Origin of the sequence: Azohydromonas lata, assembly GCF_034427735.1 — a bacterium.
Taxonomy (GTDB): Bacteria; Pseudomonadota; Gammaproteobacteria; order Burkholderiales; family Burkholderiaceae_C; genus Azohydromonas; species Azohydromonas lata.
Genome location: NZ_JAXOJX010000020.1, coordinates 87,562 through 103,606, shown reverse-complemented (window position 1 = coordinate 103,606; position 16,045 = coordinate 87,562). Strand labels below are relative to the sequence as shown.

At 68.9% G+C, this 16,045-nt stretch carries 13 protein-coding genes; 12 read left to right on the top strand and 1 reads right to left on the bottom strand.

Annotation, left to right across the window (positions count from 1 at the left end; all coding sequences use genetic code 11):
- The 11 genes from SM757_RS13795 to SM757_RS13745 form a co-directional block, all read left to right on the top strand.
- A partial coding sequence (locus tag SM757_RS13795; RefSeq protein ID WP_322465912.1) for a hypothetical protein occupies positions 1 to 489 on the top strand: 489 nt, incomplete at its 5' end.
- A gap of 247 nt (positions 490 to 736) precedes the next feature.
- Positions 737 to 3,229, top strand: a complete 2,493-nt coding sequence (locus SM757_RS13790) for a PAS domain-containing hybrid sensor histidine kinase/response regulator (RefSeq protein ID WP_322465911.1) — start codon at positions 737 to 739, stop codon at positions 3,227 to 3,229.
- Positions 3,230 to 3,454: 225 nt separating this feature from the next.
- Entirely contained in the window at positions 3,455 to 4,354 is a 900-nt protein-coding gene (locus SM757_RS13785) for a transporter substrate-binding domain-containing protein (RefSeq protein WP_322465910.1), read from the top strand.
- 141 nt (positions 4,355 to 4,495) lie between these two features.
- On the top strand, positions 4,496 to 5,566 hold the full coding sequence (locus tag SM757_RS13780) for a type II asparaginase (protein WP_322465909.1): 1,071 nt from the start codon (positions 4,496 to 4,498) through the stop codon (positions 5,564 to 5,566).
- Positions 5,567 to 5,610: 44 nt separating this feature from the next.
- Positions 5,611 to 6,357 (top strand): amino acid ABC transporter permease, encoded by a 747-nt coding sequence (locus SM757_RS13775; protein ID WP_066340919.1) that lies wholly within the window; start codon positions 5,611 to 5,613, stop codon positions 6,355 to 6,357.
- The gene (locus tag SM757_RS13770) at positions 6,354 to 7,019 is read left to right on the top strand and encodes an amino acid ABC transporter permease (RefSeq protein ID WP_066340921.1); all 666 of its coding nucleotides are present in this window, start codon (positions 6,354 to 6,356) and stop codon (positions 7,017 to 7,019) included. The genes SM757_RS13775 and SM757_RS13770 overlap by 4 nt, the downstream gene beginning before the upstream one ends.
- A 12-nt stretch (positions 7,020 to 7,031) precedes the next feature.
- On the top strand, positions 7,032 to 7,766 hold the full coding sequence (locus SM757_RS13765) for an amino acid ABC transporter ATP-binding protein (protein WP_322465908.1): 735 nt from the start codon (positions 7,032 to 7,034) through the stop codon (positions 7,764 to 7,766).
- A 235-nt stretch (positions 7,767 to 8,001) separates the two neighbouring features.
- A complete protein-coding gene (locus SM757_RS13760; protein ID WP_407655756.1) occupies positions 8,002 to 9,285 on the top strand; it encodes a Glu/Leu/Phe/Val family dehydrogenase in 1,284 nt (427 codons plus the stop codon).
- A 125-nt stretch (positions 9,286 to 9,410) separates the two neighbouring features.
- Positions 9,411 to 11,324, top strand: coding sequence for an ATP-binding protein (locus SM757_RS13755; RefSeq protein WP_322465907.1), 1,914 nt, complete (start codon positions 9,411 to 9,413; stop codon positions 11,322 to 11,324).
- A 30-nt stretch (positions 11,325 to 11,354) separates the two neighbouring features.
- Complete coding sequence (locus tag SM757_RS13750; protein WP_322465906.1) at positions 11,355 to 12,773, top strand: sigma-54-dependent transcriptional regulator; 1,419 nt, start codon at positions 11,355 to 11,357, stop codon at positions 12,771 to 12,773.
- A gap of 630 nt (positions 12,774 to 13,403) precedes the next feature.
- Positions 13,404 to 14,075: a transglycosylase SLT domain-containing protein gene (locus tag SM757_RS13745; RefSeq protein ID WP_322465905.1), complete on the top strand. Its 672-nt coding sequence runs from the start codon at positions 13,404 to 13,406 to the stop codon at positions 14,073 to 14,075.
- Between the two features lie 78 nt (positions 14,076 to 14,153).
- Here the strand turns inward: SM757_RS13745 and SM757_RS13740 are convergent, their stop codons facing one another.
- The gene (locus SM757_RS13740; protein WP_066342543.1) at positions 14,154 to 14,363 is read right to left on the bottom strand and encodes a DUF3606 domain-containing protein; all 210 of its coding nucleotides are present in this window, start codon (positions 14,361 to 14,363) and stop codon (positions 14,154 to 14,156) included.
- Between the two features lie 312 nt (positions 14,364 to 14,675).
- On the opposite strand from SM757_RS13740, the gene SM757_RS13735 reads away from it, so the two are divergent.
- A complete protein-coding gene (locus SM757_RS13735; RefSeq protein WP_322465904.1) occupies positions 14,676 to 15,893 on the top strand; it encodes a hypothetical protein in 1,218 nt (405 codons plus the stop codon).
- Positions 15,894 to 16,045 lie beyond the last annotated feature (152 nt).

Genomic DNA, 16,045 nt, shown 5'->3' with positions numbered 1-16,045 from the left:
GAGGCCGCCGCGGCGCTGGAGCGGCTGGACACCCGCGTGCGCGCGGCCCAGGACCAGCTCTGCGTGCACCTCCAACTGCACGACGCCTACCTGGCCTCGTGGCAAGTGATCGCCGGCCCCGTCTCCGGCACGCTGTCCGTGTCGCTGCCGGCGGGCCTGAGCGCCGCGGCGCTGCCCTCCTTCGAGGCAGAACCGCCCACGGCGGTGCCGGACGACAGCCCGGCCGAACTGGCCCGGCCGCTGCAGGCGCTGAGCTCGGCCCACACCGCGCTGGCCCTGGCGCTGGAGCAGTTGCAGCGCAGCGAAAGGCATTTCCAAGGCCGCCATGCGCGCGACGGTGGCGCCGGGGGGGATGAGCGCTTCCTGGCCAGCGCACAGGCCCTGGAGGGCTATGCGCAACTGCTGGCGCAGGCCGACGCCGTCGTTTCGGCCAAGGCCCGCCTGGCCCTGGCCTGGGTGCATTTCCACCAGGCCTTGGGCGCGCCCTGAAGGCCGCCGCGAAGGCTGCTGGCGCGGGAAACAAGTTCACACCCCTTGGCACCATCGGAGGCTTGCCGCAGGGGCATGCCGATTGCAGGCTGCGGCGCACAGGCCCAGGGCGGCAGCGTGAAGGCGCAAGCCGGACAGGTGACGGTTTTCTGGGCTGAGGCGGTGAGCGTTGCTGCAGGCGGCGGCGCCGTCGCGATCCAGGGAGGGCAGGCCTCGCGCAACCGGCCGGGCCTGTACGAGCAGCTTCATGAACGCCCATCAGCGCCCCGAATTCCCCGCGCCGCAGCCCGGTGCCGAACCGGCCGGCGCCGACGCCTTGTCGGCCGACTTCCGTGTCCTGTTCGAGGCCACGCCCTCGCCGCTGCTGGTGCTCCAGCCGCCGCACTGGCACATCGTGGCCGTCAACGACGCCTACCTGCTGGCCACCATGAGGCGGCGCGACGATCTGTTGGGGCGCCCGCTGTTCGAAGCCTTCCCCGACGACCCCGACGACCCGCACGCCGATGGCGTTTCCAAGCTTGGTGCCTCGCTGCAGCGCGTGCTGGCCACCGGCCAGGCCGACACCATGCCGCTGCAGCGCTACCCCATACGCCGGCCCGCGGCGCAGGGCGGCGGCTTCGAGGAACGCTGGTGGAGCCCGGTCAACGTGCCCATGCCGGGGGCGGACGGGCGCGTCGCGCTGATCCTGCACCGTGCGGAGGACCTCACCGGCATGGTGCCGGGGGACGCCGGCGCGCACCACCTGCCCCCCGCGCAGCAGGCGCTGCTGGAGCGCGTGCGCCACGAGATGCTGGCCACGGCGCGGGCGCAGGCGGCGCTGCGCGCCAGCCAGTCGCGGCTGGCGATGATCTTCGAGCGTGCGTCGGTGGGGCTGTCGGAGATCTCGGTGGACGGGCGCATCCTGCACACCAACCCGGAGCTTGCGCGCATCGTCGGCCTGCCGCCGCAGCAGGTGTGCGGCCTGTCCGTCACCGACGTGACGCACCCGGAGGACTTGCCCGCCACGCTGGAAGCCGTGGCCTGCGTGCTGGGCCCCGAGGGCTACGCCGTGCTGGACAAGCGCTACCTGCGCCCGGACGGCAGCTGCGTGCATGCCCAAAGCAGCGTGACGCGCCTGGAGCCGGAGGAGCCCGGCGGCGAGCCCACCATGCTGGCCGTCACCGTGGACCTCAGCGCCCGCCACCGTGCCGAGGCCGCGCAGCGCGCCAGCGAGCGGCACTTCCGCGCGCTGGTGGACCTGGTGCCCGACTTGTTGTGGAGCAACGACCCGCTTGGGCGCGTCGAGTGGCTCAACGGGCGCTGGAGCGAGTACACCGGGCTGTCCGAGCACGACGGCTTGGGCGACGGCTGGATGGCGGCCGTCCATCCCGACGACCTGCCGGACACCCGGGCGCTGTGGCGGCAATCGTTGCGCAGCGGGGACGGCGTGGTGCACGAGCACCGCATACGCCGGCGCGACGGGCAATACCGCTGGCACCTGTTGCGTACTCAACCCGTGCGCGACGCGCAGGGGCGCCTGGAGCGCTGGTTCGGCTCGGCCACCGACGTGCACGACCAGCGCATCGCGCGCAACCTGCTGGAGCGCCGCGTGCAGCAGCGCACGGGCGAGCTGCGCACCGTGCTCAACAGCGCGGCCAGCGCCATCGTCGCCACCGACATGGCCGGGCGTATCACCACGCTCAACCCGGCCGCCGAGGAGTTGCTGCGGCTGCCGGCCATACACGCCGTGGGCCGCCCGGTGCTGGACTTCATAGACAAGCGCACCCTGCGCCGGCGCATACACGGCCTGCCGCAGGAGGTGCGCCGCGTGCTGTGGCCGCGCTCCGAGCCCCATGCCCGGCGCTGGCCGGCCGTGCCCGGCGGCGAATGGCGCTGCACGCGCGCCGACGGCAGCAGCTTTCCGGCGCTGGTCAACGTGAGCGTGCTGCGCGACGAGCAAGGCCAGCCCACGGGCTTCCTGGGCGTGGTGAGCGACCTGAGCGAGCGCAAGCGGCTGGAGCAGGCGCTGCGCCAGCGCACGGCGCAGGCCGAGTCCGCCAACCGCGCCAAGAGCACCTTCCTCGCGCACATGAGCCACGAATTCCGCACGCCGCTCAATGCCGTGATCGGCCTGAGCCACCTGCTGGGCCGCATGGAGCTACCGGAGCGCGCCCAGGGCTTTGTGCGCCACGTCGAGCAGGCCGGCGCGCAACTGCTGGCGCTCATCGACGACGTGCTGGACCTCTCCCGCATCGAAGCCGGCGAGATGCGGCTGGAGCAGGTGCGCTTCAACCTGCCGGACCTGCTGGACGGCGCCGTGGCGCTGGTGCGGCCGCAGGCCGATGCCAAGAAGCTGGCCCTCGTCCTGGACGCCGCCCCGGGCCTGCCCGCGGAACTGCTGGGCGACCCGCTGCGGCTGAAGCAGGTGCTCATCAACCTGCTGGGCAACGCCGTGAAGTTCACGGCCCAGGGCCGCGTGACGCTGCGCGTGCGCGAGGTGGAGCGCGACGAACGGCAAGCCACGCTGCGCCTGGAGGTGGCCGACACCGGCATAGGCATAGACCCGGCCAAGCAGGCGCGCATCTTCGAGCCCTTCACCCAGGCCGACAGCTCCACCACGCGGCGCTTCGGCGGCACGGGCTTGGGTTTGTCCATCGTCCGCCGCCTGGTCGGGATGATGGGCGGCGAGCTGACGCTGCAGAGCGCGCCGGGGCAGGGCAGCACCTTCGGCGTGGCCTTGTCGTTTGAGCTGCCGGTGTGAGCCCACGCGCCTGCGGGAAGGGACGGAAATCCGTCCGCCCGTCCGCCTGCGGCGGGGCAGGCGTCGGTTTTCCGTCCGCCTGAGGCGCGCCTGAGCCCGCCGCGGCACGATGAATCAAGGACTTACGGGCGCCTAACGGCCATCCGGACCTTTGGCACGCTCCCTGCGATGTAAAGCGCGTCGTGCGGATTTCCGCACCGCCCAACCCGCAAGGAACCGTTGTCCATGTCCTTTCGCCTGCGTCCCCGTCTGCTGCCGCTGCTGGCCCTGGTGCTGGCCGCGGCGGGCGTGCGCGCGCAGGACATGGGCACGCTGGAGCGCATCGCGCAGACCGGCACCATCAACCTCGGCCATCGCGAGTACGCGATGCCCTTCTCCTACTACGACAGCAGGAAGCAGGTCGTGGGCTACTCGCATGAGCTGTCGCTGCGGGTGCTGGAGGGCATCAAGGCCGAGCTCAAGCTGCCGGCGCTGACGCTGCGGCTGGTGCCCGTGACGGCGCAGAACCGCATCGCGCTCGTGCAGAACGGCACCGTGGACCTGGAATGCGCCGCCACCTCGCACACCGTGGAGCGCGAGCGGCTGGTGTCGTTCTCGACCTCCATCTTCGTGGTGGGCCTGCGCATGCTGGTGCACAAGGACTCCGGCCTGCGCGACTTCGCCGACCTGGAAGGCCAGACCGCCGCCGTGACCACCGGCACCACGTCCGAGCGCATGCTGCGCACCTACAACGAAAGCCACGGCCGGCGCATTCACATCGCCCTGGCGCGCGACCAGGGCAGCGCCTTCAAGATGCTGGAAGAAGGCAAGGCGCAAGCGGTGGTGCACGACGACGCGCTGCTCTACGGCGAGCGCGCCAAGTCCAGGAAGCCTGACGATTGGACGGTGGTGGGCACGCCGCTGGCGTCCGAGGTGTACGGCTGCATGCTGCGCCAAGGCGATACCGCGTTCAAACAGGTCGTGGACCGTGCGCTGGAGCGGCTGCTGCGCTCCGGCGAGGCCCGCGCCCTCTACACCAAGTGGTTCCAGCGCCCCATACCGCCCAAGGGCCTGAACCTGAACTGGCCGCCCTCCGACGGGCTGCTGGAGCTGTACCGCAACCCCAACGACAGGCCGCTCGGATAGCGCCGCCGTCCACCGCCCCGATGTCCTGAGCACCGTGCCCGGCCAACCGCCGCGGCGCCGCAACGGAGCCCCCGCGCCGCAAAAGGGCGCGGGGGGAACTCCCCTCCCGAATCGCTTTTCACCGAAAGAGGAAAACCTCCCATGCTGACGAAGAAGTTCACCCGTTCGCTGGCCGCCGCGCTGCTGGGCCTGGCGCTGGCCGCCTCGGTGCATGCGCAACAGAAGCCGCAAGTCATGATCCTGGCCACCGGCGGCACCATTGCCGGCGCGGGCGCCAGCGCCGCCAACAGCGCCACCTACCAGGCCGCCAAGGTGCCGGTGGACAAGCTCATCGCCGGCATTCCCGAGATCGCCAAGCTGGCCGACGTGCGCGGCGAGCAGGTCTTCCAGATCGCCTCCGAGAGCTTCACCGACGAGCACCTGCTGACCCTGGGCCGCCGCGTGGCCGCGCTGGCCAAGCAGGACAACGTGGACGCCATCGTCATCACGCACGGCACCGACACGCTGGAAGAGACCGCCTTCTTCCTGAACCTCGTGGTGCCCACCGACAAGCCGGTGGTGCTGGTGGGCTCCATGCGCCCGGGCACGGCGCTGTCGGCCGACGGCGCGCTCAACCTCTACAACGCCGTGGCCACCGCCAGCGACCGCGCCTCGCGCGGCAAGGGCGTGCTGGTGGTGATGAACGACGAGATCTTCTCCGGCCGCGACGTCGCCAAGACCATCAACATCCGCACCGAAGCCTTCAAGAGCCCCTGGGGCTCGCTGGGCATGGTGGTGGAAGGCAAGACCTACTGGTTCCGCGCCCCGGTCAAGCGCCACACCGTCAATTCCGAGTTCAACATCGACAGCGTGAAGTCGCTGCCGAGCGTGGGCATCGCCTACGGCAGCGGCAACGCCACCGACGTGGCCTACAAGGCCCTGGCCGCCAACGGCGCCAAGGCCATCATCCACGCCGGCACGGGCAACGGCTCGGTCTCTGCGCAGGTGGTGCCGGCGCTGCGCGAGCTGCGCCAGCAGGGCGTGCAGATCATCCGCTCCGCGCGCGTGACCGGCGGCGGCTTCGTGCTGCGCAACGCCGAGCAGCCCGATGACCAGTACGACTGGGTCGTCTCCCACGACTTGAACCCGCAAAAGGCCCGCATCCTGGCCGCCCTGGCGCTCACGCGCACGACCGACGCGCGGGAAATCCAGCGCTTCTTCATGGAGTACTGATCCGCTGGCGCTGCGCGTTGGGCGGTTAACGAAGGAGAAAGACCTTGGCGACTTGGGACTGGCAAGTCTTCTGCAACAGCACCCTGGGCGAGGAGCCCACGGGAAGCTGTTTCGGCAGCAACGGTGACGTCACTTATCTGGACTGGCTGCTGTCGGCATGGGGCTGGACGCTGTCCGTCTCCAGCCTGGCGCTGGTGGTGGCGCTGGCCACCGGCATCCTGATCGGCATCCTGCGCACGCTGCCCTCGGCACCGTGGCGCTGGTTCGGCAATGCGTGGACGGAGCTGTTCCGCAACATCCCGCTGCTGGTGCAGATCTTCATGTGGTACCACGTGCTGCCGCAGGTCTTCCCCGCGCTGCAAAAGCTCCCCAGCCTGGTGCTGGTGGTGTTCGCGCTGGGCTTCTTCACCTCCGCCCGCGTGGCCGAGCAGGTCAAGGCCGGCATACAGGCCCTGCCGCGCGGCCAGCGCATGGCGGGCCTGGCTATGGGCCTGACGCTGGCCCAGACCTACCGCCACGTGCTGCTGCCCATGGCGCTGCGCATCGTGGTGCCGCCGCTGACCAGCGAGAGCATGAACATCATCAAGAACTCGGCCGTGGCCTTCGCCGTGTCCATCGCCGAGCTGACCATGTTCGCCATGCAGGCGCAGGAGGAAACCTCGCGCGGCGTGGAAATCTATCTCGCCGTCACGGGCCTGTACTTCCTGTCGGCGCTGGTGGTCAACCGCGTGGCCAGCTTCATCGAGCGCGCCATGCGCGTGCCGGGCCTCGCCACCGGAGGTGCCAAGTGAATCTCGACTTCTCCTTCCTCACCGGCTCCGTGCTGGTGGACTACGTCTCGCGCGGCTTCGCCTTCTCGCTGCAGCTCACGCTGGTGGCCATGCTCGGCGGCATCGCGCTGGGTACGGTGCTGGCGCTCATGCGCCTGTCGGGCAAGGCGGTGCTGGCGGTGCCGGCCGCGGCCTACGTCAACACCATGCGCAGCATCCCGCTGGTCATGGTCATCCTGTGGTTCTTCCTGCTGGTGCCCATGCTGGTGGGCCGCTCGCTGGGGGCGGAGGTGTCGGCCACCATCACCTTCACGCTGTTCGAGGCCGCCTACTACTCCGAGATCATGCGCGCGGGCATCCAGAGCGTGCCCAAGGGCCAGGTCTACGCCAGCCAGGCCATGGGCATGAGCTACCGGCAGAGCATGCAGCTCGTCATCCTGCCCCAGGCCTTCCGCAACATGCTGCCGGTGCTGCTCACGCAGACCATCGTCCTGTTCCAGGACACCTCGCTGGTCTACGCCATCGGCGCCTACGACCTGCTCAAGGGCTTCGAGGTCGCCGGCAAGAACTTCAACCGGCCCATCGAGACCTACCTGTTCGCGGCCTGCGTCTACTTCGTGATTTCCTTCAGCCTGTCCATGCTGGTCAAGCGCCTGCAGGCCAAAATTGCCATCATCCGTTGAGTGAGCAACACCATGATCAAGATCAGCAACGTCAGCAAGTGGTACGGCAGCTTCCAGGTGCTCACCGACTGCACCACGCACATCGAAAAGGGTGAAGTGGTGGTGGTGTGCGGCCCGTCGGGCTCCGGCAAGTCCACGCTCATCAAGACCGTCAACGCGCTGGAGCCCATCCAGAAAGGCGACATCGTCGTCAACGGCGTGAGCATCGCCGACCCCAAGACCAACCTGCCCAAGCTGCGCAGCCACGTGGGCATGGTGTTCCAGCACTTCGAGCTGTTTCCCCACCTGTCGGTGACGGAAAACCTCACGCTGGCGCAGATCAAGGTGCTGGGCCGCAACAAGGACGACGCCCTCAAGCGCGGCCTGAAGATGCTCGACCGCGTGGGCCTGAGCGCGCACAAGGACAAGTTCCCCGGCCAGCTCTCCGGCGGCCAGCAGCAGCGCGTGGCCATCGCCCGCGCGCTGTCGATGGACCCCATCGTCATGCTGTTCGACGAGCCCACCTCCGCGCTGGACCCGGAGATGGTGGGCGAGGTGCTGGACGTGATGGTGCAGCTCGCCAACGAGGGCATGACCATGATGTGCGTGACGCACGAGATGGGCTTCGCCCGCAAGGTCAGCCACCGCGTGATCTTCATGGACCAGGGCCGCATCATCGAGGACTGCACCAAGCAGGAGTTCTTCGGCAGCCCCGAGGCGCGCTCGCCGCGGGCCAAGGAATTCCTCTCCAAGATCCTGCAGCACTGAGCTGCGCCACGGACGGCGCGGCACGCGGCGCCGTCCCTGCGTTCTCCCTCCCCACCTCTCGATGCCGCGGGCCCTCTTGCGCCCCGCGGCCAGGCCGGCGCACGCCCGTGCGCCCGCGCCGTCGCGCCCCCACGAGCGGGGCGCCTGCTCCCGGAATGCGTTTGACGTTTGAGAAAAAGAGCCCCTCGCGGGCCGTGCTGCTTCTTTGGTTTTCAAATTTCAGCCAGGAGACTCCATGAACGACGTGTCCACTCCCTTGTCCTTCGTCGGCACAGCGCCGCACAGCCCCTGGGCCACCTACCTCTCGCAGGTGGACCGCGTGGTGCCCTACATCGGCCACCTGGCCAAGTGGGTCGAAACGCTCAAGCGGCCCAAGCGCGCGCTGATCGTGGACGTGCCCATCGAAATGGACGACGGCAGCGTGCGCCATTTCGAGGGCTACCGGGTGCAGCACAACTTGAGCCGCGGCCCGGGCAAGGGCGGCATACGCTTCCACCCCGACGTGACGCTGGAGGAGGTGATGGCCCTTTCCGCGTGGATGACGGTGAAGACGGCGGCCGTGGGCCTGCCCTTTGGCGGCGCCAAGGGCGGCATCCGCGTCGATCCGTCGCAGCTGTCCATCAAGGAGCTGGAGCGCATGACCCGGCGCTACACCAGCGAGATCGGCCTGATCATCGGCCCGCAGCGCGACATCCCCGCGCCGGACGTGAACACCAACGCCCAGGTCATGGCCTGGATGATGGACACCTACTCCATGAACATCGGCTCCACCGCGACCGGCGTGGTCACGGGCAAGCCGATTCACCTGGGAGGTTCGCTGGGCCGCGTAAAGGCCACGGGCCGCGGCGTGTTCGTCACCGGGCGCGAGGCCGCGCGGCGCATCGGGCTGTCGCTGCAGGGTGCGCGCGTGGCCGTGCAGGGCCTGGGCAACGTGGGCAGCACGGCGGCCGAGCTGTTCGTGGCCGCGGGCTGCAAGGTCGTCGCCATGCAGGACCACACCGGCACGCGCGTCAACCCCAAGGGCTTCGATCTGGACAAGCTGCGCGCCGTGCAGTCCGCCGGCGGCGGCGTGGCCGCGCACCCGGACGGCGAGGCCGTTGACGCCGAAAGCTTCTGGGACGTGGACTGCGACATCCTCATCCCCGCCGCGCTGGAAGGCCAGATCGACGCCGCCCGCGCCAACCGCATCCAGGCCCGCATGGTGCTCGAAGGCGCCAACGGGCCGACGCTGCCCGAGGGCGACGACGTGCTGCGCGAGCGCGGCGTGCTGGTGGTGCCGGACGTGATCTGCAACGCCGGCGGCGTGACGGTCTCCTACTTCGAGTGGGTGCAGGACTTCTCCAGCTTCTTCTGGACCGAGGACGAGATCAACGCCCGCCTGGACAAGATCATGATCGACGCCCTGGCCCAAATCTGGAACACCGCCGACCGCCACCAGATCACGCTGCGTACCGCCACCTTCGCCGTGGCCTGCGAGCGCATCCTGATGTCGCGCCAGGAGCGGGGGCTGTATCCCTGAGCCCGCCGCACGCCAGCACGGCTGAAACGCCGCACCCGCCCGTGCCGCCTGCGCCGGACGCGGGCGCCGCCGGGGGCGTGGCCGACAATACGGCTGCGCCGGCCCCTCAGGCCCCGGCGCCCAGCATGACCACGCCTCCACCCGCATTGCCCCGACCCGAAGCGCGGCTGTCGCCGCGCCGGCGCCTGCTGCTGGGCCTGCTGGCGCTGGCCGTGGTGCTGGGCAGCGGCTGGCTGGGCTTCACCATCAGCGAACGCTTTGCCACCACCGCGCTGCGCGCCGAGGCCAGCCACCGGCTGGACCTCTTCGCCATGGCGGTGGAGGGCATCGTCAAGCGGCTGGAGTACGTGCCGGCCACGGTGCAGCTCAATCCCGAAGTGCTGGGCCTGCTGCGCGAGCCGCGCAGGCCCGCGCGGGTGGACGCCGTCAACAACTACCTGCGCCGGCTCAACGCGCACGTGGGCGCGGTGTCCATCTTCGTGCTGGACGAGCGCGGCATCGTCCTGGCCTCCAGCAACGCCGCCGACGGCGACGACAGCCTGGTGGGCGAGGACCTCTCCTTCCGCCCCTACTTCCTCGAAGCGCTCTCCGGCCGCGTGGGCCGGCACTTCGCGATCGGCATCACGCGCGGCGAGCCGGGCTACTTCGTCTCGCATCCCATACGCGACGGTGCGCGCGTGGTGGGCGTGGCCACCATCAAGATCGGCCTGCAGGCGGTGGACCAGGCCTGGTCCATGCTCGGCGCGCCGGCGCTGCTGGCCGACGCCAACCAGGTGGTCATCATGTCCTCCGAGCCGGCGTGGCGCTACACCGCGCTGGTGGATCTGCCCATGGAGCAGCGCGTGGACGTGGACATCAGCCGCCTCTACAACGAGCTGCCCATCCCGCCGTTCCCGTTGCACGTGCACCTGCGCTTCGACGAGGACGGCCAGGTGCTGGACGGCACGGTGCAGGGCGGCGCCTCGCCGCGCGAGGCCATGCTGCGCACGCCCATGCTCATGTTCGGCCGCAGCCTGGACGGCATGAACTGGCGGCTGCTCACCTTCCTGGACCTGCGTGGCGCGCGCAACCAGGCGCTGGAGCACGCCATGCTCTCCGCGCTGGCGGCCAGCTTCGTCGTGCTGCTGGCCTTGTTCCTGGGGCAGCGCCGCAGCATCCAGCGCCAGCGCCTGGAGGCGCAGCGCCTGCTGGAGCAGGCCAACGCCAACCTGGAGCAGAAGGTGGCGCGCCGCACCCGCGTGCTGACCGAGACCAACGGCCGGCTGCGCCGCGAGGTGGCCGAGCGCGTGCAGGCAGAGCAGACGCTGCGCTCGGCGCAGGACGAGTTGATACAAGCCGCCAAGCTGGCCGTGGTGGGCCAGCTTGCCGCCGGCATCACGCACGAGCTGACGCAGCCCTTGGGCGCGATTCGCACGCTCTCCGGCAACGCCGCCGAGTTCCTGCGCCGCGGCAACCTGCAGGCCGTGGCCGGCAACCTGGACATGGTGGCGCGGCTGTCGGACCAGATGGGCGGGATCATCCAGCCGCTCAAAGCCTTTGCCCGCAAGTCGCCGGCCATTCCCGCGCGCTGCGATGTGGCCGTGGCCGTGGGCAATGCGCTGTTCCTGTTCCAGCAGCGCATCGCCAAGGAGGGCGTGACGCTGCACAACGACTGCGAGGCCGGCCGCGTCTTCGCCTGGTGCGACCAGAACCGGCTGGAACAGGTGCTGATCAACCTCGTGGCCAACGCGCTGGACGCCATGCGCGACGCTCAGGGCCGCTCCTTGGCCATAGGCGCGGCGCTGGAGGCCGACGCGCAGCCCCCGGCCGTGCGCATTGACGTGCTGGACAGCGGCAGCGGCTTTTCCACGCAGACGCTGGACCGCCTGTTCGAACCCTTCTTCACCACCAAGCCCGTGGGCGCCGGGCTGGGCCTGGGCCTGGTGATCTCCCGCGACATCGCGCGCGACTTCCACGGCGAGCTGGAGGCGGCCAACCGCCCCGAGGGCGGCGCGCGGCTGACGCTGCGGCTGCCGGCGGCGCCACCTGACGCCGCCTGAAAATCGAGCCCGCCCCTCGTGCCACTGCCCATGAACACCGCTGATCTCACCGTCCTGCTCGTCGAAGACGACCTCCACATGCAGATCGCCTGCGTGCAGGCGCTGCAGCTCGCGGGCCTCGAGGTTGAGGCCGTGGGCTCGGCCGAGGAGGCGCTGCCCAAGCTGGAGGCGGGCTTCCCCGGCGTGGTGGTGACGGACATGCGGCTGCCGCGCGCCGACGGCCTCTCGCTCATACGCCGCTGCCGCGAGCTCGACGGCGACCTGCCCGCCATCATGATCACCGGCCACGGCGACGTGAGCCTGGCCGTGGAGGCCATGCGCAGCGGCGCCTACGACTTCATCACCAAGCCCTTCTCGCCGGAGCAACTGGTGGAAGTGGTGCGCCGGGCCTTGGAAAAGCGCTCGCTGACGCTGGAAGTGGCCTCGCTGCGCCGCGCGCTGCGCGACCGCGGGGGCGTGGAAGGCAAGATCGTCGGCCGCTCGCCGCAGATCGAGCGCGTGCGCCGCCTGGTGATGGACGTTGCCGACTCACCCGTGGACGTGCTCATCCACGGCGAAACCGGCACCGGCAAGGAGGTGGTGGCGCAGGCGCTGCATGAGCTCTCGCGCCGGCGCGGCGCGCCCTTCGTGGCGCTCAACTGCGGCGGCCTGCCGGACAACCTGCTCGACAGCGAGCTGTTCGGCCACGAGGCCGGTGCCTTCACCGGCGCGCAGAAAAAGCGCGTGGGCAAGATCGAGCACGCCCACGGCGGCACGCTGTTCCTGGACGAGCTGGAAAGCATGCCCATGGGCGTGCAGATCAAGCTCTTGCGCGTGCTGCAGGAGCGCGTGGTGGAGCGGCTGGGCTCCAACGCCGCGCACCCGGTGGACACGCGCGTGGTGGCCGCCACCAAGGACGATCTGCTCGCCCGCGCGAAACAGGGCTCCTTCCGCGCCGACCTCGTCTACCGCCTCAACGTGGTGACGATCGAGCTGCCCCCGCTGCGCGAGCGGCGCGAGGACATCCCGCTGCTGCTGGAGCATTTCATGCTGCTGGCCGCCAGCCGCTACGGCCGGCCGCAGCCGGACCTGGGCACGCGGCAGATGCACGCCCTCATGGCCCACGACTGGCCGGGCAACGTGCGCGAGCTGCGCAACGTGGCCGACTGCCTGGTGCTCGGCGTGCGCGCCAGCGTGCCGGGCATGGAGGTGGGCTGCGTGGCGGCCGAGCCGGCCGCCGTCGCCGCGGCAGCGCCCCCCGACCTGGCCGCCATGCCGGGGGCGCTGCCCGTGCCGGGCGAGGACAGCGGCCTGTCGCTGTCCGAGTGCGTGGAGGGCTACGAGCGCAGCCTCATACGGGCGGAGCTGCAGCGCCAGGGCGGCAACATCGCCCGCAGCGCCAAGGCGCTGCGCATCCCCAAGACCACGCTCAACGACAAGATCCGCAAGTACGGGCTGCAGGGCGAGTAGGGCGCCGCGTCGCCGCGGCTTCAGGTTGCGGGAGCAACCTGTAGGTAAATCCCCCTAGGGGATGCGGGCGTGTTTTCCGTAGGCCTTGCCGGGCCCAACAACGGCAGCGGGGCGCTTGTCCAGCCGGATGTGCCCATGCCTGCGGCTGCGTTGCATTCTTTTTCGTGGCTTGAAGTAACCGTGGGGGATTTATGTCCCCCATTTGGCGGAGGCAGGGCATCGCCCTTTAGACTCCGCCCGTCTTGCAGGTGCCGTGACGTATTTCACGGTCCGTCAGCCCAGTGGTTGTGCCTGCAGGATGTGTCCCACGGTGAACGCACTGGATGGGGATGGCGCGCGGCGGCCTTGCAGGCTGCCGCGGTTCCGGCCACGAGCCGGGCACGCCGTTGCCTCGGTGGCTGTATGAGCCGTCGCGTTCGTGTGGGGTCGTGGTTCGACGCTTGCAGCTTGGGCCGCCAAGAGCGGTTGTGGGCAGGCGTTGGGATCAGCCTGTCCGGCTCGTGACTTGCCGCCGCCGGCCCTCTTTCCTTGGGCCGCGGGAGGGTGTGTGCACGCTTGTTCCGGACGACACGCGTGCCGGCTGCTTCGCCCCGAGCGGAAAGCCGGCGCCGCACAACGAGGAACACCGTGATGACTCCTGTCACCACACCGCGCCGACGACGTCCGGCGCTTGCCGCGGCGATGGCTTTTCTGGCGCTGAGCTTCAGTGCCGCCAGCCCCGGCGTCCAGGCGCAGTCGCTGCTGCAGGCCTGGCAGAACGCCGCCTTGCCGGCCGACGCCCCCATTGGCGCACCGCAAGGCACGCCGTTGCAGCCCGCCCTGCAGCTCAGCCCGCAGGCTGCGGCGGAAGCCGAGAAGGGCGCCCTGGCGCGCTTCATCTCCGCCGAATACAAGACCTCCACCACGCTGGCCGCGCGCATCGTCAACGCGGCCTACGACGCGGCCTCGCGCTACTCGATCTCGCCTTCGCTGGTGCTGGCCATCATCTCGCGCGAGTCCACGTTCAACCCGCGCGCCACCAGCGGCTACGGCGCGCAGGGGCTGATGCAGGTGGTGCCGCGCTTCCACATGGACAAGGTGCAGGAGGCGCGCGCCGTCACGGCCGAGGCCTCGCTGTTCCACCCCGAGACCAACATCGCCGTGGGCACCCGCATCCTGGCCGAGTACATGGAGGCCGAATCCAGCCTGCCGCGCGCGCTGGTGAAGTACTCCGGCAAGGCCTACCGCTACATCGAGAAGGTGATGCGCGAGCGCGACGCCTTCGAGCGCGTGCGCCTGGAGGCGGACGACGAGGCCGTCTGAACGGCGGCGGGACCGGCCGGGCGCGCCGTCAGTGGCGCGTCACGGCTTTCAGGCGCCGCGAGCGCCTGAAAGCCGGCCTCAGGCGTCCTCCTGGTCTCCGGCCATGCCGCCGGCGCCCAGGTAGTCCTTGATCTTGTCCACACGCGTGCCCACGGCCTGCACGGCGCCCATCAGTGCTTCATCCGTGGTGCCCAGGGCCTTGCTCCAGCGCTGCACGGCGGCGCGGTCGTCCACGTTGATTTCTTCCTGCGACGCCGAAGATTGGGCGGCTTGGTTTTCCAGGCTCATGGGCTACTCCTGTTTGTGAATGCCCTGAAGTCAGCAAATGGGATACCCATGTAAAACCGTTGCCCGCCGCCAATCCGAAGAAATTGGTTTAGAAGGGTATTCAGGCTTACTGCCGCCAGGCGCGTGATGACGATAAAACTCTCAGGCTGCTGCGCACAAATACATGGGCACATCACAGCAGAGGCCCATGCGGGGCCCGGACCCATTATTTTTCAGGGCTGTGGAATGCTTGCTGGTGAATGCTTCAAGAGCTCGAAACGGACTATATTCAACAGAATTTGCGAACCGCTGGCCCGCCCCGTAGCGGTGGCCATGACGGCGCTGGCGCTTTCGGCCTGCACGACGGCGCCCCTGTCCCAAAGCGCGGTTTCCGCCAATCTCGTGCAGGAGGACGCGCACAACAAATTGCTGGCGTTGAACGTGGCGCGGGCGGTGAACCGCATGCCCATGCACTTCACGCAAATATCGGCGGTGCGTTCGGCACCTTATGGTTTTGGTTTGGGCATTCCCGGCATTGGGGCGGAATTTGCCGTTGGCGGCGATGCAGCCAGTGCCCTGACGCTGCGTCCCTCGCTGAATGCCTCGCAAAACGTGGACATCACGGTGCTCAACGAGCAGGATTTCTTCCGCGGCATCACCACGCCCGTGAAACCCTCGCTGCTGCTGTATTACCTGGACCAGGGCTGGCCCATGTCCATACTTTTGCCGGTGTTCGTGCAATCCATCGAATTCTTCGATGAAAACAACCGCCTGCGCGAGCGCGTTCGCAATGCGCCGGGCAGCGCGGAATTCCAGCGTTTTACGGACTTGCTGGCGACGCTCTTCAATTGTGAAATCGACGGCACGCCGACCGGAGAATTTGTTTACTACTCAGGCACCCTGGACGGGGCGCAATTGAAAGACCCCGCGGGTGCGGCCGCTGCCAAAAATGCCGGACTGGTGCCCGTGGCGGGCGGCAAGGTGGTGACGCAGGAAAAAGACGCCGCTGCCGGCTTTCACCTTGCTGCCGACAACGGCGATTTGAGCCTGACCATGGTGAACAAGCCCAACAGCACGGCTTGCGAGCAATACAAATTCAAGACCAGCGAGGTGCGGGACCAGGCCCGCGAGGTGTCGTCCATGGTGGCCACCAGCCGTGCCGGGGTGGACAGGGAAAATCCACCGGGATCGGCCGGACATTCAGCGCCTGCCGGCGCCGAAAAGGTGAATGCTAGGTTGGTGTTGAGGTCGCCCGAGGCCATGGTGTATTACTTGGGAGAAGTGGTCAGGTATCAGAATACAAACGGACAGCCGCTGCTGTTTGCTGACGGGCCGACGCGGGAGCGGGATTTCAAGCTCTTTGACATGCCGGTGGCAGAGCCGGACAAAAAAGTGTTTGAGTTTGATTACCAGGGGGAGACTTACTACGTTCCCCCTTACCGGCCTGCCAACCGCACGGTGCACGTGCTGTCCCTCATGACGCAAATCATGGGTTTGCAGAATCGTGGCACCACCTCGCCGGCTACGGCGAATGTGCGCATCGTGCAATAAGATTTCTTGTGTCCGTTGCAAGCGGCCTTTGCCTGGCTTGGAGTGGCGGTTTCTTCGGGATACCCGCCGTTCGCTCCGGTGACTGAATTTGCAATGGGTTTGACGCAATCCGGCCTGCGCCTTGGCATTTTTCAGTGGCGCTCGCGGGACAA